Genomic DNA, 21,492 nt, shown 5'->3' on the forward strand with positions numbered 1-21,492 from the left:
TAAGGATAGTCGATGAAATACAAAACATTAGCCAGTGAGATACTTGAAGGTGTTGGCGACCGCGATAATATAAATAGCGTAATACATTGCGCGACACGGCTGCGCTTTAAATTAAAGGACAGCAAAAAAGCCAATGTCGCGGCGCTTAAAAATAACCCGGGAATTATCATGGTGCTGGAAAGCGGCGGCCAGTTTCAGGTCGTGGTGGGTAATCATGTCGGTGAAGTTTATCAGGACTTGCTTGAGGTTTCCGGTATAAGCGAGTCCGCCAGTTCGGATAATAAAAGTCAGGATAATAATAAGGAAAATATATTTTCCCGCTTTATCGATATTATTGCCGGCATCTTTACGCCTTTAATGGGGGTGATGGCCGCGTCCGGGATATTAAAAGGATTCCTGGCGTTAAGTCTGGCCTGCGGTTGGTTGGTGGAAAGCAGCGGAACATATAAGCTATTCTTTGCCGCCAGCGATGCATTATTCTATTTTTTCCCGATTATCCTCGGTTATACCGCCGGTAAAAAATTTGGCGGCAATACCTTTGTCACCATGGCGATCGGCGGCGCGTTGGTGCATCCGACCATGATTGCAGAATTTAACGCCATGTCGGCGGCGGGCTACCAGCCGCTGCATTTCCTCGGCGTTCCGATTACCTTTATCAACTACGCCTCGTCGGTGATTCCGATTATTTTCGCCGCATGGGTTTCCTGCAAACTGGAAAAACCGTTGAATGGCTTTCTGCATGCCAATATCCGTAACTTCCTGACGCCGGCCCTGTGTTTGCTGATTACCGTGCCGCTGACGTTTTTAGCCATCGGTCCGGTGACGACCTGGTTAAGCTACCAGTTGGCGCATGGCTATCAGTTGGTCTACAGCGCCAACCAAACCCTAGCCGGCGGTTTTATGGGCGGCCTGTGGCAGATGTTCGTAATGTTCGGTCTGCATTGGGGATTCGTCCCGCTGATGATCAACAATTTCAGCGCCCTGGGGCATGACACTCTGATCGCGGTATTGACGCCGGCGGTGCTGGCGCAGGCGGGTTCGGCGCTGGGCGTATCCTTGCGCACCCGGGATCCGAAGATGAAAGGCATCGCCGGTTCGGCGTTTCCGGCGGGGATTTTCGGCATCACCGAACCCGCAATCTATGGCGTCAATCTGCCCTTGCGCCGTCCGTTTATATTCGGCTGCATCGGCGGCGCGCTTGGCGGCGCCATCGCCGGCTATTTCGGCACGACGCAATACTCTTTCGGTTTACCCAGCATCTTCGCCTTTACGCAAATCATCCCGTCAACCGGCATGGATATCTCCGTCTGGGGGGGGATCATCGGTACCGCCGTCGCCTTTGCGTTCTCCGCGCTGGCCAGTTATCTGTTCGGGATAAAACAGGAACCGGCGGCCGATGTTCCGGCCGTTGCGGACGCGCAGGAAAAACGCGCCGCTACCACGGACGCCTCGGCACGTCAGCAATCCGTCGGCAGCCCGATCGCAGGCGAAACCCTGCCATTGGATCAGGTCGGCGATCAGACCTTCGCCAGCGGTCTGATGGGAAAAGGGATCGCCATCAAGCCGCAGTCCGGGCGAGTGGTTGCGCCGGTCGACGGAACGGTCGCATCATTGTTCAAAACCCACCATGCGATTGGTCTGGCGTCTGACGAGGGTGCGGAAATATTGATTCACGTCGGGATTGATACCGTAAAACTGAACGGGCAGTACTTCACCGCCCACGTGAAAAGCGGGGATGTGGTGAAGCGGGGCGATCTGCTGGTGGCGTTTGATTATCAGGCCATTGAAGCGGCGGGGTATGACACCACCACCCCGGTCATTATTACCAATAGCGACGACTACATTGACGTGCTGCCTGTCGCGGAAGGATTCGTCTCCGAACAGGCGCCGCTCTTAACGTTAATTCGCTGATTTAACACATTTAACACCCGAATTGGGAAGGAGATTAAAGATGAGCCATCGTTTTCCTGACGGTTTTTTATGGGGCGGCGCGATTGCGGCCAATCAGGTGGAAGGCGCTTACTTAACGGACGGTAAAGGGTTATCCACCTCCGATTTGCAGCCGCAGGGCGTGTTTGGCGCGATCGTGGAAAGAACGGCGGGCGATAGCGGGATCAAAGATGTGGCGATCGATTTTTATCATCGCTATCCGGAAGATATCGCGCTGTTCGCCGAAATGGGCTTCAAGACTTTGCGTACCTCGATCGCCTGGACGCGCATTTTCCCGCAGGGCGATGAGGAAACGCCCAATGAAGCCGGACTGGCGTTTTACGATCGGTTATTTGATGAAATGGCCAGGCATAACATTCAGCCATTAGTCACCTTATCGCATTATGAAATGCCGTACGGCCTGGTGAAAAACTATGGCGGCTGGGGCAATCGTCAGACAATCGCCTGCTTTGAACGCTATGCGCGGACGGTATTTCAACGTTTCCAGCATAAGGTTAAATACTGGTTGACGTTTAACGAAATCAATATGTCGCTGCATGCGCCGTTTACCGGCGTCGGTTTGCCGGAAGGCAGCGACAAGGCGGCCATTTATCAGGCGATCCATCACCAGTTGGTCGCCAGCGCGAAAGCGGTAAAGGCCTGTCATGAAATCATCCCCGATGCAAAAATCGGCAACATGTTGTTAGGCGGGTTGCTGTACCCGCTGACCTGCAAGCCGGCCGACGTGCTGGAAACCTTGCAGCAGAATCGGGAGTGGATGTTCTTTGGCGATGTACAGGCGCGCGGCGCTTATCCTGCCTATATGACGCGTTTCTTTAAACAGCGCGCCATCGAATTACACATCACCGACGACGATCGGGAGTCGCTCAAAGAAACCGTCGACTTCATTTCCTTTAGCTACTACATGAGCGGCTGCGTGACGACGGATGACGAGCATAACCAAAAAGCGCGCGCGAATATCCTGAATATGGTGCCGAATCCGCATTTGGCGAGCTCGGAATGGGGCTGGCAAATCGATCCCGAAGGGCTGCGCATCCTGTTGAATGTGCTGTATGACCGCTATCAGAAACCGTTGTTCATCGTGGAGAACGGGCTGGGCGCCAAAGACCGGATTGAAAGCGACGGCAGCATTAATGACGACTACCGCATTCAGTATCTCAACGATCACCTGATTCAGGTGGCGGAAGCGCTGGAGGACGGCGTCGAAGTGCTGGGATATACCAGCTGGGGGCCGATCGATTTGGTCAGCGCGTCGACGGCGGAGATGTCGAAGCGTTACGGCTTCATCTATGTCGATCGCGACGATCAGGGCAATGGCTCGCTGACGCGCAAGCGGAAGAAAAGTTTCTACTGGTATCGCGACGTGATTAACAGTAATGGCGCCGCGCTGAAATAGCGGCGACGTTTTCGGTTTTGCCGGCGCGCCCCGCACGCGTCGGCCAGCGATTTATTTCTATTGAAGGGATATTGGCATGAATAGACGAACATTATTATAAAAGCCGCCGTGTTTGCTTCGTGTATTAAAACAGGGCCGATTCAGGGGGCGAATATCTGTTGAGACACCTCTGATTGAGAGAGTCCGCTGGCTTGGTCAGATGGCGGTGAATAAATTAATCGTTATTGTCACGCGTGGAGTTGTTCGCCAGGCTATTTTATTCGTCCTGGTTTTAGGAAATAAAAAAACAGATATTAAACAGGCGCGGTTACCGCGCGGTATTTTTATTATAAATCATCCATGGATGCTGTTAATGGCATCTTGATTTTTTTTGTTTTAACTCTGTATGTTATCTGGAAAACATTATGCGTAAAAAACACTATCCTCTTAAACTTATAGTATTATTAATTTCTTCAGCGATTTTATCTAATAGTGCGATAGCGGCGCCATTAACGATAGAAGAAAGATTAGCCCTATTAGAAAAAGAATTGGCGGAGAATAAGCAAGAATTACAATCGACAAAAAAAGAGTTACGGGAATATAAAGCGATAGCCGAACGCCGCCAGACGGCGGTCGCCGCCGGCAGTATTGAAAAACCGACGGGACAGGAGCGGATTGTCACTGAAGTGGTTCAGACGCAGCCGGCGGGAACGGCGCAGTCGGCGACCGCGACGGAACAAAAATCGCTGACGCTGCATGAACTCAGCAAATTCATCAAGGATGATATTGGCTTCAACTATCGGGGATATTTCCGTTCCGGATGGGCGACCGGCTCGCGCGGCGCGCCGAAATCTTATGCGATCGGTTCGGTGGGGCGTTTCGGTAACGAAAACGGCGCCTGGTTCGATCTGGAATTGTCGCAGAAAGTCTATGATCAGGATGGAAAAACGGCCAAAGCCGTGGTTATGCTGGATGGCAATGTCGGGTTGCAATACAGCGGCGGATGGTTTGACAAGGATTCGGAAAATGTACTGGCATTTTCAGATATCTATTTGACCACCAAGGGCTTTCTGCCATTCGCGCCGGAAGCGGACTTCTGGGTGGGTAAACATAACATGCCGGTCTATGAAATCCAGATGCTGGACTGGAAGAGCCACCGCACCAACGCAGGGGCCGGCGTCGGTATTGAAAACTGGCAGCTTGGGCCGGGTAAGCTGAACGTCGCGCTGACGCGTCAGGATCTGAACGCCCACGCGGTGGATTACGCGACATCAGGCAATTCGCAGCAGGTCAATACCAACTCTGTGGAATTGCGCTATAAAGAGCTTCCGCTGTGGGATAACGCCACGCTGGAAGTATTCGGCCGATATGCGATGGCGAACCATAACGACACCACGCGTAGCAATGAAAATGACGACAGCTATTACAGCGTGAAAGATGCCTGGCATGCCGGCGTGATTTTAAGGCAGAACTTCACTGACGGAGGCTTTAATGAATTGACTCTGCAAGGAGCGGATAACTCCATCGCCAGCGGCTATGCGCTGATTTCCGACGCCAACCCGTCCTATGGTTATAACGACGACTATTATGGCGAGCACAGCTATGGAAAAGCGTTTCGCTTAATTTCTCAGGGTGAAAATTATTTACATCCTAAAGTGATCATGGCTAACGCTTTAGTCTATTCCCGCGGCAGTGATATCTATAGTTATGATACCGGCGCGCATACCGATTTTGAAAGTTTTCGCGCGGTTATTCGTCCTGCCTATATATGGGAAAACAACAACCAAACCGGTATTGAATTGGGATGGTTTGATCAGAAAAATAAACAGGGCGGGGTGGAATATCATGAATCGGGTTATAAAACAACGCTGTTCCATACCATCAAAGTGGACACCAGCATGCTGACTTCCCGCCCTGAAATCCGTTTCTATGGCACTTATTTGAAGGCGTTAGATAATGAAATCAGTCAATTCCAGTTTGCGGATAGTAAGAGCGATCAATTTACCGTAGGCGTACAGGCGGAAGTCTGGTGGTAAATAAGCGGTGGTTTAAATCATCGCCAGCGGTGGGGGCGGCGACTCCTCAGCCTATTTGAGAACATCCGGACGTTGAATAAAAAGAGGGGCTGGATGTGAATATAGAGAAGGGTTTACTAATGAATAAATACAGCTTAATGAAAGCGAGGCTATACGGCGTTGTTAGTCTATTGTTGCTCATGCTTGCGGCAGCGCCTGCGTTTGCTGGCGTGCAGCCTTTGTTTGATGTCGTCGAGCGTAAACAGGTTCGGGTAATAATCAGCAGCGACGCCAAGAATGAAGCGGATGATGATTTCGCGGTGGCGCATGCGCTGCTGACGCCGACCTTTCAGGTTAAGGGCGTTATTGCCGCCCACTATGCCCGTACCGCGGCGTTGATGAAATCCGATCCCGGCGCCAGTATGGAAAAGAGTTATCAGGAGTTGAAACATCTGCTGACGCTGATGCAAAAAACCGATGTGCCGGTGTATCGCGGCGCCGCGGATGCGCTTAAAAAAGGAGAAAAGTCGCCGACGTTGAGCGAGGGATCCAGGGCGCTGATCGATGAAGCCATGAAACAGGAGAGTTCCCCGCTGTTTGTGTTGGTCATGGGGTCGTTGACGGATGTCGCCGCCGCTTTGCTGGCCGAACCCGCGATTGCGCAAAAAATGACGGTGGTGTGGATTGGCGGTATGCCTTATCCCAAAGGGGGTTGGGAATACAACATGTTTAATGATCCCGAAGGCGCCAATGTTGTATTTAAATCGCAGGTGCCGTTATGGCAGGTACCGCACAATGTCTATATGTCCGTTCGGGTATCGCTGAGCGAACTGGCGCTGAAAGTGAAGCCGCAGGGTCAGGTCGGGGAATATCTCTGGCAGCAGCTTATTGAATTCAATCAGAGGATTTCCGAGGTGGTAAAAGATGTTCCCTGGCCGAAAAGCGAAGTGTGGGTGCTGGGTGATAATCCCTCGGTATCATTGTTGCTGGATGATCATGAGTACAATTACACGTTGCGCGCCGCGCCGCTGCTGAATGACGATCTCACCTATGCGCCGCAGCCGAACGCCCGCCAAATTCGGGTCTATAACGCGGTGGATGCCCGATTCACGCTGGAGGATTTCTATGCCAAGCTGGCGCTGGCCTATGGCGTGAAGCATTAGTCTGGCTGATTTTCAATTTTGGCGCGCGGAGGGGAAACGGCGTAAGCGCCGGCTACGCCCGTGATGCGAATTTCGCACATGACCTCTCGCAGATGCCGAATCAGGCAATAAACGCAGCGGGCCGACATTCACGTCGGCCCGCTGCCGTTACCCCGCGCCGGCGTCCGGCGTTAACCGATTCCGGCCGCTCTGACCGCGCTTTCTCCCCGCGATACGCTTATGTATACCGTCTTCTTGCCGCTAATCAACCGCGTTGGAATATGCCGTTGGCGCTTTAAGTTCAGGCAAAACGTCAAGTCGGCCAAACAGTGCAATAGTATTTAACGATCAAAACAAAGCAATCTATTTGTTTAATCTATTAAATACAGCTGTTTGATCGTTTTTATCGATAACGTATATAAACTTCTTTTCCCAACAGCCGATAAATGACAGTGTCGTTGGGAACATTTCCCGTCATATCGTTGCAACCGGACACCCCATGCGCAGATAGCGGGTTAAAACATTTTTAACCCGGCGTCAGGCCTTGTTCCATAAAACGGCAAGCATTTTTTCAGCGCTAGCTTTGCGACCGTTTCCCTTGGCATGTCGGGAGGTAGTCATCACTGCTATCAAAAACGTATGAAATCCATATTGAGATGCGAGTCATCAACGTAAAAGGCGGGCAATTGGCCAGCCTTATATCTTTGGAGGTAGCGGGATAGTGAAGAATTTCAGAATAGGTATTCGGTTGGCGGTGGGATTTGGCGTACTCATCATTTTTTCTCTGGTTATGCTGGTCAGCGGCGTTTATCAGCTCCGGCAGATTGACCAAAGCACGCAGCGGATGATGCAGGAGCCGCTGCGTAAAGAGCGGCTGGTGGCGGACTGGTTCAGCGTCATCAGCGCCAGCGTACAGCGCTCTACCGCGGTGGCGCGCAGTAGCGATGGTTCATTGGCTGAATTGTTCGCCGCGGACAATGCCGCCGCCTCAAAAGGTTCCGCCGAACGGCAGGAGCAGTTCGCCAAACTGGTCAGCAGCCCGGAGGAAAAGGCGCTGTTCGAAAAACTGGGCGAAGTTCGCCAGATTTATATCAGGGCGCGCGACGCTATCTCCGCCGCCAATGCGAACGGCCAGCGCGAACAGGCGCTACAGCTTTTTGACCGGGACTTCCAACCCGCCGCGCGTAATTATCTGGATACGCTGCAAGCCCTGCGTGACCAGCAGCGCGCCACGATCAACCAACTGGGCGCGGATATTTCCCGCAATGCAGGCAACGGCTATCTCTTTCTGGGGATCATCGGTCTTTTGATCACCATCGCCGGCTCGTTGATCGCCTGGATGCTCACCCGCAGTATTGTGCGGCCGCTGGAGCATGCCGTGCAGATTACCAATGCCGTGGCCGGCGGCGACCTCACGCAGAACGTGCGCGCCGAAGGCCGGGATGAAACCGCGCAGTTGCTCCATGCCTTGCAGGAGATGACGACCCAGTTGCGCACCATCGTGGGCGAGGTTCGTCAGGGATCGGAATCGATTGCCGGGGCGTCTTCGCAAATCGCGGCGGGCAACCTCGATCTGTCCAGCCGCACTGAAGAGCAGTCCAGCGCGCTGCAAGAAACCGCCGCGGCCATTGAACAACTGGCTTCCACCGTGCGGCAGAACGCCGATAACGCCAAGCAGGCCAATCAACTGGCGCAATCCACCGCCGGTCAGGCGCAGTCTGGCGGGCAGTTGATGAACGATGTGGTGCAGACCATGGGCGCCATCGATACCTCGTCGAGAAAGATTGTGGATATTATCAGCGTGATTGACGGCATCGCTTTCCAGACCAATATCCTGGCGTTGAACGCCGCGGTGGAGGCCGCCCGCGCCGGCGAGCAGGGGCGCGGTTTCGCCGTGGTGGCCGGGGAAGTTCGCAGCCTGGCCCAGCGTAGCGCCTCGGCGGCCAAAGAGATCAAAGAGCTGATCGACCATTCGGTACAGACCGTGGAAACGGGCAATCGCCTGGTGGAGCAGGCGGGGGCGTCAATACTGGACATCGTGAGCGGCGTGCGCAAGGTCAGCGATCTGGTGGGCGAAATCAGCAGCGCCAGTCAGGAGCAGTCCCTGGGTATCGATCAGGTCAACGTCGCGGTCACACAGATGGAGCAGACGACGTTGCAGAATGCGGCGTTGGTGAACGAAGCCTCGGCTGCCACCCAGTCTCTGCAACAGCAGGCCGAACAGATGGAGCAGGTGGTCAGCGTATTCCAACTGACGGAAGGGCAATCGCGTTCAAGTGCCGCGCCGGTCGGCAAATCGGCCTCCGCCGCTTCAGCGCCGCACGCGGCCCTGGAGCTTAAACCTGCGGCAGCCGGCGCCAAATCGGCGTCCGCCGAAGGGGGCTGGAGCTCTTTTTAAGCATCAATCGGCAAGTGCGATAATAACGGCCGCCGGCCTGCCAACAGGTTGGGTTGATCGGATTGTCGCGGCGCCTCATCCTTACGGGAAGTGCCGGTGCGAAGTCATCGGCAACTTCCCGTCGTCGTTCTATCTGTTTATGCGCGAGCGTTTAGCGGCGTTTTGTCTTTCCCCCATTTCCGCGAGGCTATTCCCACAGCGCGTCCGTCGATTCAGCCCGAGCCAGGGGAGAAGATAAATAACCTGTCGACTAATAGAGATATCCGCGTGGCTGACAGGCATTCTGTAAAGGATATAAAATAAACAGTATGCTTTATAAAATACGCGCGCTGTAACGGCGATGTGTATTTTTATATTTCTGTTTTTTCGCTGTTGAATAGGTCTTTTATGGCTATCTTAATAAAACCATACTTGCTGTGGTTAATGGTAATTTTATTTTAATAGTTTGAATTAATAGGTTTTTTTGATTATTTGTTTTCTTGCGGATAGCGGGTTTGGTGTGGGAATAAATTAATCTAACCGAATTAAAGTATAATTTTCCTTTCAATGTTTCGTTAGATCAATAATTGATATCCTTATCAATAACTGATGTTTCATACTGCCGGTTGATAAAGGCTAGGATGCTTATTATTGTTTCTATTTTATGGCGCAATTATGATTCGGTCGCATATCAGGCAGGCAGAGTGGGCGCGACCGGAGTAATCTATCATCTATTACGCTTTGACGGAGTTTTATAAGGGAGCAAGTACGATGAATATCGTGATTAAACAGACGCTGACGCGACTCATCCCCTGGCTGATCCCGGCGCTGCTGATTATCGCCTGGCAGGGCGCGGTAACGTCCGGTTGGTTGTCTACCCGTATACTGCCGGCGCCGGGCGCGGTGCTTAAGGCCGGCTGGACGCTGGCCTACAGCGGCGAATTATGGCAACACCTGGCGATCAGCAGTTGGCGGGCGGCAGTTGGCTTCGGCATCGGCGGCAGCATTGGTTTATTGCTGGGATTGATTACCGGGCTATCGCGCTTTGGCGCGCTGCTGATCGACAGTACGGTGCAGATGGTGCGCAACGTGCCGCATCTGGCGCTGATCCCGCTGGTGATCCTCTGGTTCGGGATTGATGAGTCGGCCAAGATTTTTCTGGTGGCGCTGGGTACCTTTTTCCCTATCTATCTGAACACCTACCACGGGGTGCGCCATGTCGATGCCGGACTGGTGGAAATGGCGCGCAATTACGGACTCTCCGGCTTTGCGCTGTTTCGTCAGGTGATTCTTCCCGGCGCGTTGCCCTCCATTCTGGTCGGCGTGCGTTTTGCGCTGGGCCTGATGTGGCTGACGCTGATTGTGGCGGAAACCATCTCCGCCAGTTCCGGGATCGGCTATCTGGCGATGAACGCCCGCGAATTCCTACAAACCGACGTGGTGGTGATGGCTATTATCTTGTACGCCGTGCTCGGCAAGCTGGCCGATGTCGCCGCCCGTCTGCTGGAGCGCAACTGGTTGCGCTGGCATCCTTCCTATCAGTCAACCGGAGGTGAGGCATGAGCGCCCGTATTTACACCGTTAATCAGGGCATTCCGCTGGTTACGCAACGGCTCGATAAACAGTTTAATCAGCGATCCGTATTGCATAACCTGGATTTGCAGATCCCTGCCGGACAGTTTATCGCGGTGGTCGGGCGCAGCGGCTGCGGCAAGAGTACGCTGCTGCGGCTGCTGGCCGGGTTGGAGAAACCGAGTTCGGGACGGCTGCTGTCGGGCAATCAGCCGCTACATCAATTGCAGCAGGATATCCGTCTGATGTTTCAGGATGCCAGACTCCTGCCCTGGAAAACGGTGATTGAAAATATCGGCCTCGGCCTGAAAGGCGACTGGAAGCCCAAGGCGCGGGAAGCGCTGAAGGCGGTGGGGTTGTCCGGTCGGGAAAACGACTGGCCGGCAGCGCTCTCCGGCGGGCAAAAACAGCGCGTTGCGCTGGCCAGAGCGCTGATTCATCGCCCGCGCCTGCTGCTGCTGGATGAGCCGCTCGGCGCATTGGATGCCCTGACCCGTATTGAAATGCAGCAGCTGATAGAAAGCCTGTGGCTGGAACAGGGGTTCACCGTGTTGCTGGTGACCCACGACGTCAGTGAGGCGGTCAGTATTGCCGACCGGGTGATCCTGATAGAGGAGGGCGCCATCGGCCTGGATTTGACTATCGATCTGCCCCGGCCGCGACAGCGAGGTTTGCCCCGTCTGGCGGCGCTGGAGCAGGAAATTTTGGAACATATCTTTAATCGCCAAGAGGAGAAACGCGCCGGGGACGATGAGAATAGCGGCCTCAAGTACCACGAGGGGCGTTAATCAGTCAGTAAAACGCCGCTATTAAGCCCGCAGGAGGCGCGTTTTTTACACTTTCAGTGTACGCCTCCGGGAACGGCGCGACCGGTTCGCGCCACCGAAGGGCAATTGCTGATTCTGCGCTGAGCGAAGGCGATGTATCACATCGTGCAGAATATCACCGTGTATATCGACGACGATCCGTTGACCGTTGGCCGCGCGGCTAAACCCGGCGCTGCGGCATTCTCTATCCCGAGATGGACGGGGATGTTCCCGACGCCGGCATCAGTCAGCTTCCCGCGCGGCGGGAGCCGTCGTTTATCATTGATTAGCGGGACAGCGCGCTGATCCGCGAGGAACCCACTCCCCACAGGCAGGGCAAAACCAACCACGAGCATTTATCCCTGGCGCTGCCGGAAGAGACGCTGCGCGGCCTTTAAAGATCGCGCGCTGAAGCGGCCAGCAGTTTTCTGGCGGTATCTTCATCGGTGACCAGGCCGGTTATCCAGCCGCCGCGCAGCACCGCCTGAATGGCGCGGAACTTCTCCTCCCCGCCGGCAAAGGCAATAACCGGTTTTTCGGGGTATTGCCTGATGGTGACGCTGGTCAGGCGGTCGTCCATCGCGCTCGGCACCCGCTGGCCGTCGGCGCCGATAAAGTGTCCCACGATCTCCGCCGCCACCCCCGCCGCGGTCAGGCTCTCCACTTCTTCGGTGGTGATAAAACCGTCGTAATGCAGCGGACAGTGATAGTTCATCTGGCCGATGCCGATAAAGGTGACGTCCGCCTGCGCCGCTTTCTCGGTGACCATGCGATAGATGCGGTGATTACACCACAGCTCTTTATCCGTCAGATTGTCGGCGAATAACGGCGCCGGCAAAATAAAGTATTTGCCCTGGGTTTTCTCCGCCATCCACAGCGGGACGTCGTAACGGGTACAGGAACCGTCCGCGGCGATGGCGCCGATAAGCGATACGCAGCTGTGCTGGGGGCGATCGATTTGCGGCAGCTCGTTGATGGTGGAGCGCAGCGCCCGTCCCGAACCCACGGCGATGACCTGCGGGGATTCCCGGTGGATAAACTGCGCCATCAGCTCGGCGCCGGCCACGGCGATCATCTTATTAAGGCTGGCGCTGTCCATACCGGCGGAGGGCACCACCAGGCTGGTCGACAGGCGAAACTGGCGGGCCAACTGCTGGGATAATGCCGTGCAGTCGGCGACCGGATGGGTGATATTGACCCTGACCAGGCCGTGCTCGGAGGCCAGCGCCACCAGCCGCTGGGCCGCCTGACGGGAAACCCCCAATAGCTCGGCGATCTCATGCTGGGTTTTGCCCGCCACGTAATACATCCAGGCGGCGCGCGCGGCGTGATCCAATTTCCTATCGGTTTTACTCATTGATGGTACTCATTTTTAGCAGTGTCAAAACTATAACCCGCCGGCGACAGGCGGGTAAATCGCTCATTTGCGATATGTGAGCTAAAGCTCATTCATTGGGCTATTATTCAACTATGCTCTTTTTCCAGACAATTACTCATTTTTTGAGCTTATGCTCATCATCCTGTTGCGAGGTAATAGATATTATGACCACCTTAGAGCACTTTACCTGGATGCATATCGGCGCCGGTTCATTTCACCGCGCGCATCAGGCCTGGTACCTGCACCGCCTGTTGCTGCAGGGCGACCTACGCTGGTCGATAGCGCTGGGCAATATTCGTGACGATGCCAATCCGCTGCTGGAGACTCTGGCGCAACAAAATGGAGAATACGTCCTGGAAACCGTAACGCCGGCCGGGGAGCGCAGCTATGAAAAAATCACCTCTCTGCGCACCATTATCCCCTGGGACCCGCAGCTGTCGGCGCTGGTTGAGCAGGGCGCCGACGCCGCGACGCGCGTCATCTCCTTTACCGTGACCGAGGGCGGCTATTACCTCGACACCCATTTCAGGCTGGATCAATCCAACGCCGACATCCAGGCCGATCTGCAAGGCGGCGTGCGCACCATTTACGGGGCCGTCGCGCATATTCTCCGTACCCGCCGGGCGCGGAACAGCGGCGGGGTCACGCTGCTGAGCTGCGACAATGTGCGCCACAACGGCGAACGGTTCCATGACGGACTGAGCGAATTTCTGACCTTACAGGGCGAGGGCGATTTACTGGCCTGGGTGAACGGCCATACCACTACGCCAAACACCATGGTCGACCGTATTACGCCGCGTCCGGCTGCCGATATCGCCGCCCGCGTCAAAGAAAAGCTGGGCGTGGACGATCGGGCGCCGGTGATGGGGGAATCCTTTATTCAGTGGGTGGTGGAGGATAACTTTATCGCCGGGCGTCCGGCGCTGGAAAACGTCGCCGTCGAGATGGTGGATTCGGTTGCGCCCTATGAAGAGGCGAAAATCCGCATCCTCAACGCCAGCCACAGCTGCATCGCCTGGGCCGGCACGCTGATCGGCCAGTCCTATATCCATGAAAGCACCGGCACCGACGCTATCCGCCGGATGGCCTATGACTACGTGACCGAGGATGTGATCCCGTCGCTGACCCCCAGTCCGCTGGATCTCGGGCAATACCGCGACGTGGTGCTGGAAAGATTTGGCAACCCCTATATCCGCGACACCAATCAGCGGGTGGCGGCCGACGGGTTTTCCAAAATTCCGGGATTTATCACCCCGACGCTCATCGAGTGCTACGCCCGCGGCCAGCAGCCCAGGGCCACCGCGGCGCTGCCGGCGCTGTTTTTTATCTTTATGCGCCGCTGGCATGAGGGAACGCTGCCGTACGACTATCAGGACGGCATTCTGGATGAGGCGGCCACCCACGCCATGTTCGCTTCGGCCGACCCCCTCGCCGGCTACGCCCGCGATGAGAAGCTGTTCGGGCCGCTGGCCGCCAAAGAGGAGTTCGAACAGTTGCTGCGCGAGACCGTTGCCCGGCTTGATGCCTGGGCGCGGGCCAATGCCAATGCGCCGCTGGCCGTCAGCCATTAATTTCACCCTACCTTAAACCCAGAGGGAGCGATTATGTATCTCGGTCTTGATTTAGGCACCTCGGAGATAAAAATCGTCATTATCGACGACGCGGGGACGCTGGTCGCCGGCGAAGGCGAAGCGCTGACCGTGCAGCGGCCGCACCCGCAGTGGTCGGAACAGGACCCGGCTCAGTGGTGGGCGGCCGCCAACCGGGCCATCGGCCGGTTACGCGCCCGCCATGGGGATATCTGGCCGGGCATTCGCAGCATCGGCCTGTCCGGGCAGATGCACGGCGCGGTGCTGCTGGATGCCGCCGATCGGGTTCTCCGGCCGGCCATTCTGTGGAATGACACCCGCTGCGCCCCGGAGTGCGACGAACTGACCGCGCGGGCGCCGGAACTGCATCGCATCGCCGGTAATCTGGCGATGCCCGGTTTTACCGCCCCCAAGCTGCTGTGGGTGGCTAAACACGAACCGCAACTATTCGCCCGCATCAAAACCGTGCTGTTGCCGAAGGATTATCTGCGTCTGATGATGAGCGGCGAGAAAGTCTCCGACATGTCCGACGCGGCGGGAACCCTGTGGCTGGACGTCGCCAAACGGGACTGGTCGGACGCGCTGCTGCAAGCCTGCGGTCTGACGCGTGACCATATGCCCGCGCTGGTGGAGGGCTCCGCGCCTTCCGCCCGCCTGAAGGCGGATGTGGCCCGCGAGTGGGGGCTGGCGGAAACGGTCATCATCGCCGGCGGCGGCGGGGATAACGCCGCCAGCGCCGTGGGGATCGGGGCGGTGAACAGCGGCGATGCGTTTATCTCTCTGGGCACCTCCGGGGTGATTTTTGTGGTCAACGAAAGTTTTCGCCCCAATCCGCAGTCGGCGGTGCATGCGTTCTGTCACGCCCTGCCGCAGCGCTGGCACCAGATGAGCGTCATGCTTACCGCCGCCAGCGCCCTGCGCTGGCTGTGCCGGATTTTACGTACCGATGAACCCACCCTGCTGGCGGAAGTGGCCGAGCTGAGCAGGGACGAGCAGCTGCGGGCGCCGATCTTCCTGCCCTATCTTTCCGGCGAGCGCACGCCCCATAACGACCCTATCGCCAGCGGATCCTTCCACGGCATGACGCACTCCACCGAGCGCGCCGCGCTGGGTTATGCGGTGCTGGAGGGCGTCGCCTTCGGCCTGGTCGACGGTCTGGAAGTGATGAAGCAGGCCGGCAGCCGCATCGAACAGTTTTCGCTGATCGGCGGCGGCGCGCGCAGCCCCTGGTGGGCGCAGCTGATTGCCGACGTGATGGATATCCCGGTGGTGACGCACCGGGACGGCGCGGCCGGCGGCGCATTGGGCGCCGCGCGCCTCGGCTGGCTGGCGGCTGGCGGCGATGAGGCGCTGGTGTGCGCCAAACCGGCGATCGATAGCCGTTTTACCGCCGACGGCGAGCGGGCCGAACAGCTGCGCGGCCGTCTAGCCCGTTACCGGCTGTTTTACCGTCAGCAGGTGGAGGCCAGGACAAGGGGTCAATAGCCCCTATGGCTTCCCGACCGGCAGCAAATACCATAAGAAGTAGACGGCTTCGCCCTACCTGACGTCTACCCCATCGCAAAAAGAGAAGGAAAGAGACAGATGAAAAAAGTATTAGCGGGTCTTCTTCTGGCCGCAGCAGCAGTTACGGTTTCCGCCCACGCCGAAGATAAAATCAAAGTGGGTTTTGCCAACCGCACCCTTAACGGCGCCTTTTTCAACGGGCTGACCGAATATATGAAGATCCATGCTAAGGAGCGCGGCTACGATCTGATTACCACCGACGCGCGCGGGGATCTGACCAAGCAGATTTCGGACGTTGAAGATATGATCTCCCAGGGGATTAATTATCTGGTGCTGAATCCGCAGGATCCCGAAGCGGGCTTGCGCATTACCCAAATCGCCAAACGCGCGGGCATTCCCACCGTTATTCTCGATAGCGATATTTCCCTGGATGCGCCGGTGATTACCCGCGTGCAGGCCAACAACGCCAGAAACAATATCGCCATCGGCGAATATGCCGTGGAGCAATTCGGCAACAAACCGATGAACTGCGTGCTGATCAGCGGCAACCAGGGGAATCTGGTGGGCGAAGCCCGGCGCTCCAACTTTATCCGCGGGGTGATGGAAGCCCAGTTGCGCAAATATAACCAGACCAACCTGACCATCGTCAGCCAGGGCTGGGGCAACTGGGATCAGCAGGGCGGTCTGAAAGCGATGGAGGATATCGTCGTCGCCCACGGCAGCAAGATTAACTGCGTCTACAGCGAAATGGATGATATGGCGCTGGGGGCGATACTGTCGTTAAAAGGCGCCAATAAGCTGCAGGAGGTAAAAGTCTTCGCCCACGACGGCTATAAAAGAGGGCTGGAAGCGGTGGAGCGCGGCGATCTGCAGGCGACGGCCGCCAATAACCCCAATGTTCTGACGGCCACCGTGCTGGATATCATCGCTAAATACCAGGCGGGCAGTAAGGAGTTCCCGGATTACGTCTATACCCCCACCGTACTGATCACCAAAGATAACGTAAAGAAAGTCTACGATCCTGAATCGCTTTTCTAAGTCGCTTCCCCCCTGGCGAACCAGGGGGGCTGAAAATGAGGTATTTCATGGGCCAGTATGCGGTGGTTATCGAGCAGGTTAAAAAAAGTTTTGGCGGCGTCCATGCGCTGAAAAACATTGATTTGAAAGTGAAGAAGGGCAGTATCCACGCCATTGTGGGAGAAAACGGCGCCGGTAAATCCACCCTGATGAAGATTCTGTCCGGCATCTATATCAAGGACGGCGGAACCATCCATATCAATGGCGAAGAGGTCCACTTCACGTCGCCGAAGCAGAGCCGGGAAAACCATATCGGCATTATCTATCAGGAGCTGGCGCTGGCCCCGGACCTCACCGTGGCGGAGAATATTTTCTTGGGCGATCTCGGCTTCGGCGGCCGGTTGGTCAACTGGAAAAAAATGAACCAGAAAGCCGCCCGGGTATTATCCAACCTGGGCTTTCATATTCCTCCCACGGCGCGGCTCGGCACCCTGAGCGTCGCCTACCAGCAAATGGTGGAAATCGCCAAGTCGCTGGCCAGGGACGTAAAGATCCTGATCCTGGACGAACCCTCGGCGGTATTGTCGCACCGCGAGATCGATATCCTGTTCGGCCAGCTAAAGCTGCTGAAAGGCCAGGGGGTGACCATTCTGTATATCTCCCACCGTCTGGAGGAGATATTCGCCATCGCCGACGCGATTACGGTGATCAAGGACGGCGAAACGGTGACCGATCTGGACCCCGCCACCTGCACCGAAGATGACATTATTTCCAGCATGGTGGGGCGTAAATTCGAAAACCTTTATCCGCCGAAAAACGTTCCCCGGCAAGAAACCGTGCTTGAGGTCTACGGCATGTCCACCAAGTCGCTGCTGAAAGATATCAGTCTCAGCGTCGCAAAAGGCGAAATCGTCGGCCTGGCGGGGCTGGTCGGCTCAGGGCGCACTGAAATTTCCCGCTGTCTGTTCGGATTGGATCGTATGACCGCGGGACGGATTGTGAAAAACGGCAGGGAGATCGCCGTGCGCCATCCCGCCGACGCCATGCGACAGGGCATCGGTCTGGTGCCGGAGAGCCGTAAAGAGCAGGGCGCCATTCTATCCCGGCCCATCCGGGAGAATATGACGTTATCGAATTTAAAACGCGTTTGTAACCGCTTCGGCATTTTAAATTACCGCCGTGAAAGGACGGTGAGCGAGCAGTCGCGTCAGCGGCTGTCGATTAAATTGGGGTCGGTGGAAGATCCTATTTCCAGCCTCAGCGGCGGAAACCAGCAAAAAGTGGTGATCGCCAAATGGCTGGCCACCGAATGCGATCTACTGATCCTTGACGAACCTACCCGCGGCGTGGACGTCGGCGCCAAGGTGGAAATTTATAACGTGATTCATGAATTAGCCGAAAAGGGCTACGCCATTATTGTGATTTCTTCTGAAATGATCGAGGTCATTTCCCTGGCTCATCGGGTGTATGTGATGAGTGAAGGAACCATCACCGCCGAACTACAGGGCGACCGGATCACCGAAGAGAACATTATGCGCTTCGCCATACCTAAACGTGCTTTAGCGTAGCTGAGGAAAGATTATGGAAACGGTAAAAGACTCGACAAAAAATTCGGGTTTCGCATTGCGGAGCAAGACGTTGCATTTTTTTGCCAACAACTCGACGCTGTTGGTGTTTTTCGTCATGTTGATCGTAGCCAATTTTTTATCCGACCGTTTTTACACGCCGGAAAATATTACCAATGTCTTAAGGCAGAGCGTGCCGCTCGGGTTGGCGGCCATCGGCATGCTGTTCGTGATCCTGACCGGCGGCATCGACCTTTCCGTTGGGTCGATTATGGCGCTGGTCTCGGTGGCGGTGGCGCTGCTAATCCCGGAAATCGGGTTGATGCCGGCGATTATCGCCGGGGCCGGTATCGCCACGCTGGTGGGCGCTGCCGCCGGGAGTCTGGTGACCTTTTTCAATATCGCCCCGTTTATCGCCACGCTGGCCATGATGACCATCGCCCGCGGCGTGGCGTTGATCGCCGCCAAAGGGCAGCCGGTTTTTATTGACGATGTGGCCTATGTCAATTTCGGCACCGGCTACCTGTTGGGATTGCCGTTGCCGGTTTATGTATTTATCGCTTTTGCGCTGCTGGCGCATTTTGTGTATCGCTACACGGTGTTTGGCCGTCTGGTGGTGTCCATCGGCTCCAATGAAACCGCCACCCGCTTTGCCGGCGTCAGGGTGGATTGGTATAAATTCGCCGTCTATGCCCTGAGCGGCCTGGCGTGCGGTCTGGCCGGCGTGCTGGCCTCCACCCGCACGGGCGTGGGGTCGCCGGTGATGTCCATCGGCTTCGAACTGGATGTGATCGCCGCGGTGGTGGTGGGCGGCGCCAGCCTGGCGGGAGGACGCGGCACGGTGGTTAATACCATTATCGGCGTGCTGATCCTGAGCATTATCTCCAATCTGATGAATTTAATGAATATCTCCGGCTATAACCAGCAGGTGGTTAAAGGGGTGATCATTATCGTCGCCGTGATGCTGGAAAGCGTTAAGTCCAGGGCGCGGGCATAAACAGAGCGGAGGCTATCCGGTGCGGTGCGTGAAGGTAGAGCACGCGCCGGTATCTCCGGCCATATCACTACTGACGATGCAGTTGCCGCCATTTGTATGGGTTTAGCCCGGTCAGGTTTTTAAGCGCCGTGGTGAAGTGGCTTTGACTTGAGAAACTACAGGTTTCAGCACGCACGCCGCATGCTTAGAGTGGCATCATCAATCTGGCAGTATGCTGCGCGCCTGATCGAGAAAGTGCCGACCCGCTGCCGTCAGTTCCACCAGACAGTCGTTACGCTAAATCAGCGTTCCTCCCAGATAGTCTTACTTTTTCCAGCGCCATTTCCTGTACCTGAAGGTCCGTCAGCCAGCTCATTATTCATCATCCTTTAGGAAATAATGCGGCTATTCCATAACCGCATTGACAGATTACTGTCTGGACAGTAATTTTGGCAATAGCGCCGAAGTAAAGCGCCAAATAAAAAATAAACTTTTAAAATCAATATAATAAGGTTGGCGCATGGGGCGAGACAAGAATGAACAGGACTTACCTCTCACATTGATTCATTTGCTCCATTTGGCGAGCCTCTATAAAGACAAGGTGCTGAATGAGCAGGGCAAAGATTTTAATGTCACGGCCGCTCAACTCAAGGTTCTGGCATCCCTTTACAAAGGTGTGTGCGATACGCCGATAGGGCTGGCGGAAACGCTCGACATGGATACGGGCGGCGTAGCCAGAATGCTCGCGAGGCTGGTCGCTAAAGGATTGGTTGCACGTAAGGTTGATTCCAGCGACCGACGCAGAGCGAAATTATGGTTGACGCCTGAAGGAATAACGGTTTGTCAGCAAATAATTGATAACAAACAGACGCCAGGTATTAACGAGCGGCTAACGCAACAACTGACGCCAAACGAAGTCAGCCAATTGAAATCGTTGCTTACCAGGTTGCTTCCTGCTGACTATCTGGCTTCCCGAATGAAAAATCGCAAGGGGAATAGTTAGGATGAAGAGCGAAGATGGCGAAGACGCCCAAGAGAGCGATATCGGCAAAGATATCGCGCAGAAAAAGAAAAGGAAAACAGGTTTATTGCTGCTGGTTGCCCTCATTATTCTTTCCGGCATCGCCTATTATTTTTATTATCAGTTGTATGCCAAATATTACGAAACGACGGATAACGCTTATGTGAATGGCAATCTTGTTATCCTGTCGCCGCAAGTGGCGGGTACGGTCTCTGAAATTTATGCCGACGACGGCGATTTCGCCAAAAAAGGCGAGACGATCGTCAGACTCGACGGCAGTGAAACCCTGATTCAACGCGAAAGCGCCGAAGCCAACCTTGCCAGTGTCGTGCGGCAGGTAAGGGGATTATACAGTACCAGCGATAATTACAAAGCTCAGGCGGAGGCTAAGGAAGTTGCCTATAAACAAGCGTTGAATGATTATAACCGACGGAAAAACCTGCTGAATTCCGGCGCCATATCGAGAGAGGATCTGGCCCACTATCAGGAAACGCTGGAAACCCGCCGCAAAGAATTGGATTCCGCTCGCGAAGCGCTTAAAACGAATCTTGCGATGACGGATGGCACCATCATGGCGCAGCATCCGGAAATAAAGAGCGCCATCGCCAATTTCAAACAAAAGTATCTGGATCATGCCCGCACTGTCCTTGTCGCGCCGGTCAGCGGCTATATCGCCAAACGAGGAGTACAACTGGGCAGCCGGGTCGACGCCGGCGGCAATCTGCTTTCCATTGTGCCGTTAAATGCCGTCTGGGTTGACGCCAATTTCAAGGAGAACCAGATGTCGCATATGAAAATCGGCCAGAAAGTGACTCTGACGTCGGACCTTTACGGCGACGATGTGAAATACCGCGGCACGATTGAGAGCCTTGGCATCGGCACCGGTTCCGCATTCGCATTATTACCGGCGCAAAACGCCAGCGGAAACTGGATAAAAATAGTGCAGCGCTTGCCTGTTAAAATAAAGCTCGAACCGCAATATCTGGACTCTCATCCTTTAAGAGTGGGATTATCCATGGAGGCCACGGTTGATCTGCATGAGGAAAGCGGATCTTTATTACCGACGGCCGTCAATGAAGCGCCGCGCTACACGACCGATGTTTATGATAACGCGCTGAAAGAAGCGGACCAAATAGTCGATGGCATTTTACATGCCAACGGGATTTCCCTGCCGAATAGTCAACAATGATTAAAGGCCGGCAT

The 21,492-nt window shown here is 55.4% G+C and carries 16 protein-coding genes; 15 read left to right on the forward strand and 1 reads right to left on the reverse strand.

What is annotated here, in order from left to right:
* Window positions 1–12 precede the first annotated feature (12 nt).
* From bglF to ssuB, 8 genes are all read left to right on the forward strand, one after another.
* Window positions 13–1,911: a PTS beta-glucoside transporter subunit IIABC gene (gene bglF, locus ABRZ28_RS08520; RefSeq protein WP_330520007.1), complete on the forward strand. Its 1,899-nt coding sequence runs from the start codon at window positions 13–15 to the stop codon at window positions 1,909–1,911.
* Between the two features lie 40 nt (window positions 1,912–1,951).
* A complete protein-coding gene (locus ABRZ28_RS08525) occupies window positions 1,952–3,346 on the forward strand; it encodes a glycoside hydrolase family 1 protein (protein ID WP_330520008.1) in 1,395 nt (464 codons plus the stop codon).
* 199 nt (window positions 3,347–3,545) lie between these two features.
* On the forward strand, window positions 3,546–3,710 hold the full coding sequence (locus tag ABRZ28_RS08530) for a hypothetical protein (RefSeq protein ID WP_330520009.1): 165 nt from the start codon (window positions 3,546–3,548) through the stop codon (window positions 3,708–3,710).
* A 40-nt stretch (window positions 3,711–3,750) separates the two neighbouring features.
* On the forward strand, window positions 3,751–5,361 hold the full coding sequence (locus tag ABRZ28_RS08535) for a carbohydrate porin (protein WP_330520010.1): 1,611 nt from the start codon (window positions 3,751–3,753) through the stop codon (window positions 5,359–5,361).
* A 119-nt stretch (window positions 5,362–5,480) separates the two neighbouring features.
* A complete protein-coding gene (locus ABRZ28_RS08540) occupies window positions 5,481–6,503 on the forward strand; it encodes a nucleoside hydrolase (RefSeq protein ID WP_330520011.1) in 1,023 nt (340 codons plus the stop codon).
* A gap of 700 nt (window positions 6,504–7,203) precedes the next feature.
* Window positions 7,204–8,880 (forward strand): methyl-accepting chemotaxis protein, encoded by a 1,677-nt coding sequence (locus ABRZ28_RS08545; protein ID WP_330520012.1) that lies wholly within the window; start codon window positions 7,204–7,206, stop codon window positions 8,878–8,880.
* A 750-nt stretch (window positions 8,881–9,630) separates the two neighbouring features.
* Window positions 9,631–10,422, forward strand: coding sequence for an aliphatic sulfonate ABC transporter permease SsuC (ssuC, locus tag ABRZ28_RS08550; protein WP_319603077.1), 792 nt, complete (start codon window positions 9,631–9,633; stop codon window positions 10,420–10,422).
* On the forward strand, window positions 10,419–11,219 hold the full coding sequence (ssuB, locus tag ABRZ28_RS08555) for an aliphatic sulfonates ABC transporter ATP-binding protein (protein WP_319603076.1): 801 nt from the start codon (window positions 10,419–10,421) through the stop codon (window positions 11,217–11,219). The genes ssuC and ssuB overlap by 4 nt, the downstream gene beginning before the upstream one ends.
* A gap of 412 nt (window positions 11,220–11,631) precedes the next feature.
* Here ssuB and ABRZ28_RS08560 read toward each other — a convergent pair whose 3' ends face one another.
* The gene (locus ABRZ28_RS08560) at window positions 11,632–12,594 is read right to left on the reverse strand and encodes a sugar-binding transcriptional regulator (RefSeq protein ID WP_330520013.1); all 963 of its coding nucleotides are present in this window, start codon (window positions 12,592–12,594) and stop codon (window positions 11,632–11,634) included.
* A gap of 185 nt (window positions 12,595–12,779) precedes the next feature.
* Here ABRZ28_RS08560 and dalD point away from each other — a divergent pair, with 185 nt between their 5' ends.
* From dalD to ABRZ28_RS08595, 7 genes are all read left to right on the forward strand, one after another.
* Window positions 12,780–14,186, forward strand: a complete 1,407-nt coding sequence (gene dalD / locus ABRZ28_RS08565; protein WP_330520014.1) for a D-arabinitol 4-dehydrogenase — start codon at window positions 12,780–12,782, stop codon at window positions 14,184–14,186.
* Between the two features lie 33 nt (window positions 14,187–14,219).
* Window positions 14,220–15,689: a xylulokinase gene (gene xylB / locus ABRZ28_RS08570; RefSeq protein WP_330520015.1), complete on the forward strand. Its 1,470-nt coding sequence runs from the start codon at window positions 14,220–14,222 to the stop codon at window positions 15,687–15,689.
* Between the two features lie 99 nt (window positions 15,690–15,788).
* Complete coding sequence (locus tag ABRZ28_RS08575; protein WP_330520016.1) at window positions 15,789–16,748, forward strand: substrate-binding domain-containing protein; 960 nt, start codon at window positions 15,789–15,791, stop codon at window positions 16,746–16,748.
* Window positions 16,749–16,795: 47 nt separating this feature from the next.
* Window positions 16,796–18,295: a sugar ABC transporter ATP-binding protein gene (locus ABRZ28_RS08580; protein WP_330520116.1), complete on the forward strand. Its 1,500-nt coding sequence runs from the start codon at window positions 16,796–16,798 to the stop codon at window positions 18,293–18,295.
* 13 nt (window positions 18,296–18,308) lie between these two features.
* Complete coding sequence (locus tag ABRZ28_RS08585) at window positions 18,309–19,289, forward strand: ABC transporter permease (protein WP_413556101.1); 981 nt, start codon at window positions 18,309–18,311, stop codon at window positions 19,287–19,289.
* Window positions 19,290–19,788: 499 nt separating this feature from the next.
* Entirely contained in the window at window positions 19,789–20,271 is a 483-nt protein-coding gene (locus ABRZ28_RS08590; RefSeq protein ID WP_319603070.1) for a MarR family transcriptional regulator, read from the forward strand.
* A 1-nt stretch (window position 20,272) separates the two neighbouring features.
* Complete coding sequence (locus ABRZ28_RS08595; RefSeq protein WP_330520017.1) at window positions 20,273–21,478, forward strand: HlyD family secretion protein; 1,206 nt, start codon at window positions 20,273–20,275, stop codon at window positions 21,476–21,478.
* The last annotated feature ends 14 nt before the right edge of the window (window positions 21,479–21,492 follow it).

This window comes from Brenneria sp. g21c3, assembly GCF_040240345.1.
Lineage (GTDB): Bacteria > Pseudomonadota > Gammaproteobacteria > Enterobacterales > Enterobacteriaceae > Brenneria.

What these genes read in the sequence shown, in the direction of transcription:
- bglF (WP_330520007.1), top strand. Translation starts at nt 13, where the DNA reads ATGAAATACAAAACATTAGCCAGTGAGATACTTGAAGGTGTTGGCGAC.
- ABRZ28_RS08525 (WP_330520008.1), top strand. Translation starts at nt 1,952, where the DNA reads ATGAGCCATCGTTTTCCTGACGGTTTTTTATGGGGCGGCGCGATTGCG.
- ABRZ28_RS08530 (WP_330520009.1), top strand. Translation starts at nt 3,546, where the DNA reads ATGGCGGTGAATAAATTAATCGTTATTGTCACGCGTGGAGTTGTTCGC.
- ABRZ28_RS08535 (WP_330520010.1), top strand. Translation starts at nt 3,751, where the DNA reads ATGCGTAAAAAACACTATCCTCTTAAACTTATAGTATTATTAATTTCT.
- ABRZ28_RS08540 (WP_330520011.1), top strand. Translation starts at nt 5,481, where the DNA reads ATGAATAAATACAGCTTAATGAAAGCGAGGCTATACGGCGTTGTTAGT.
- ssuC (WP_319603077.1), top strand. Translation starts at nt 9,631, where the DNA reads ATGAATATCGTGATTAAACAGACGCTGACGCGACTCATCCCCTGGCTG.
- ssuB (WP_319603076.1), top strand. Translation starts at nt 10,419, where the DNA reads ATGAGCGCCCGTATTTACACCGTTAATCAGGGCATTCCGCTGGTTACG.
- ABRZ28_RS08560 (WP_330520013.1), bottom strand. Translation starts at nt 12,594, where the DNA reads ATGAGTAAAACCGATAGGAAATTGGATCACGCCGCGCGCGCCGCCTGG.
- dalD (WP_330520014.1), top strand. Translation starts at nt 12,780, where the DNA reads ATGACCACCTTAGAGCACTTTACCTGGATGCATATCGGCGCCGGTTCA.
- xylB (WP_330520015.1), top strand. Translation starts at nt 14,220, where the DNA reads ATGTATCTCGGTCTTGATTTAGGCACCTCGGAGATAAAAATCGTCATT.
- ABRZ28_RS08575 (WP_330520016.1), top strand. Translation starts at nt 15,789, where the DNA reads ATGAAAAAAGTATTAGCGGGTCTTCTTCTGGCCGCAGCAGCAGTTACG.
- ABRZ28_RS08580 (WP_330520116.1), top strand. Translation starts at nt 16,796, where the DNA reads ATGGGCCAGTATGCGGTGGTTATCGAGCAGGTTAAAAAAAGTTTTGGC.
- ABRZ28_RS08585 (WP_413556101.1), top strand. Translation starts at nt 18,309, where the DNA reads ATGGAAACGGTAAAAGACTCGACAAAAAATTCGGGTTTCGCATTGCGG.
- ABRZ28_RS08590 (WP_319603070.1), top strand. Translation starts at nt 19,789, where the DNA reads ATGGGGCGAGACAAGAATGAACAGGACTTACCTCTCACATTGATTCAT.
- ABRZ28_RS08595 (WP_330520017.1), top strand. Translation starts at nt 20,273, where the DNA reads ATGAAGAGCGAAGATGGCGAAGACGCCCAAGAGAGCGATATCGGCAAA.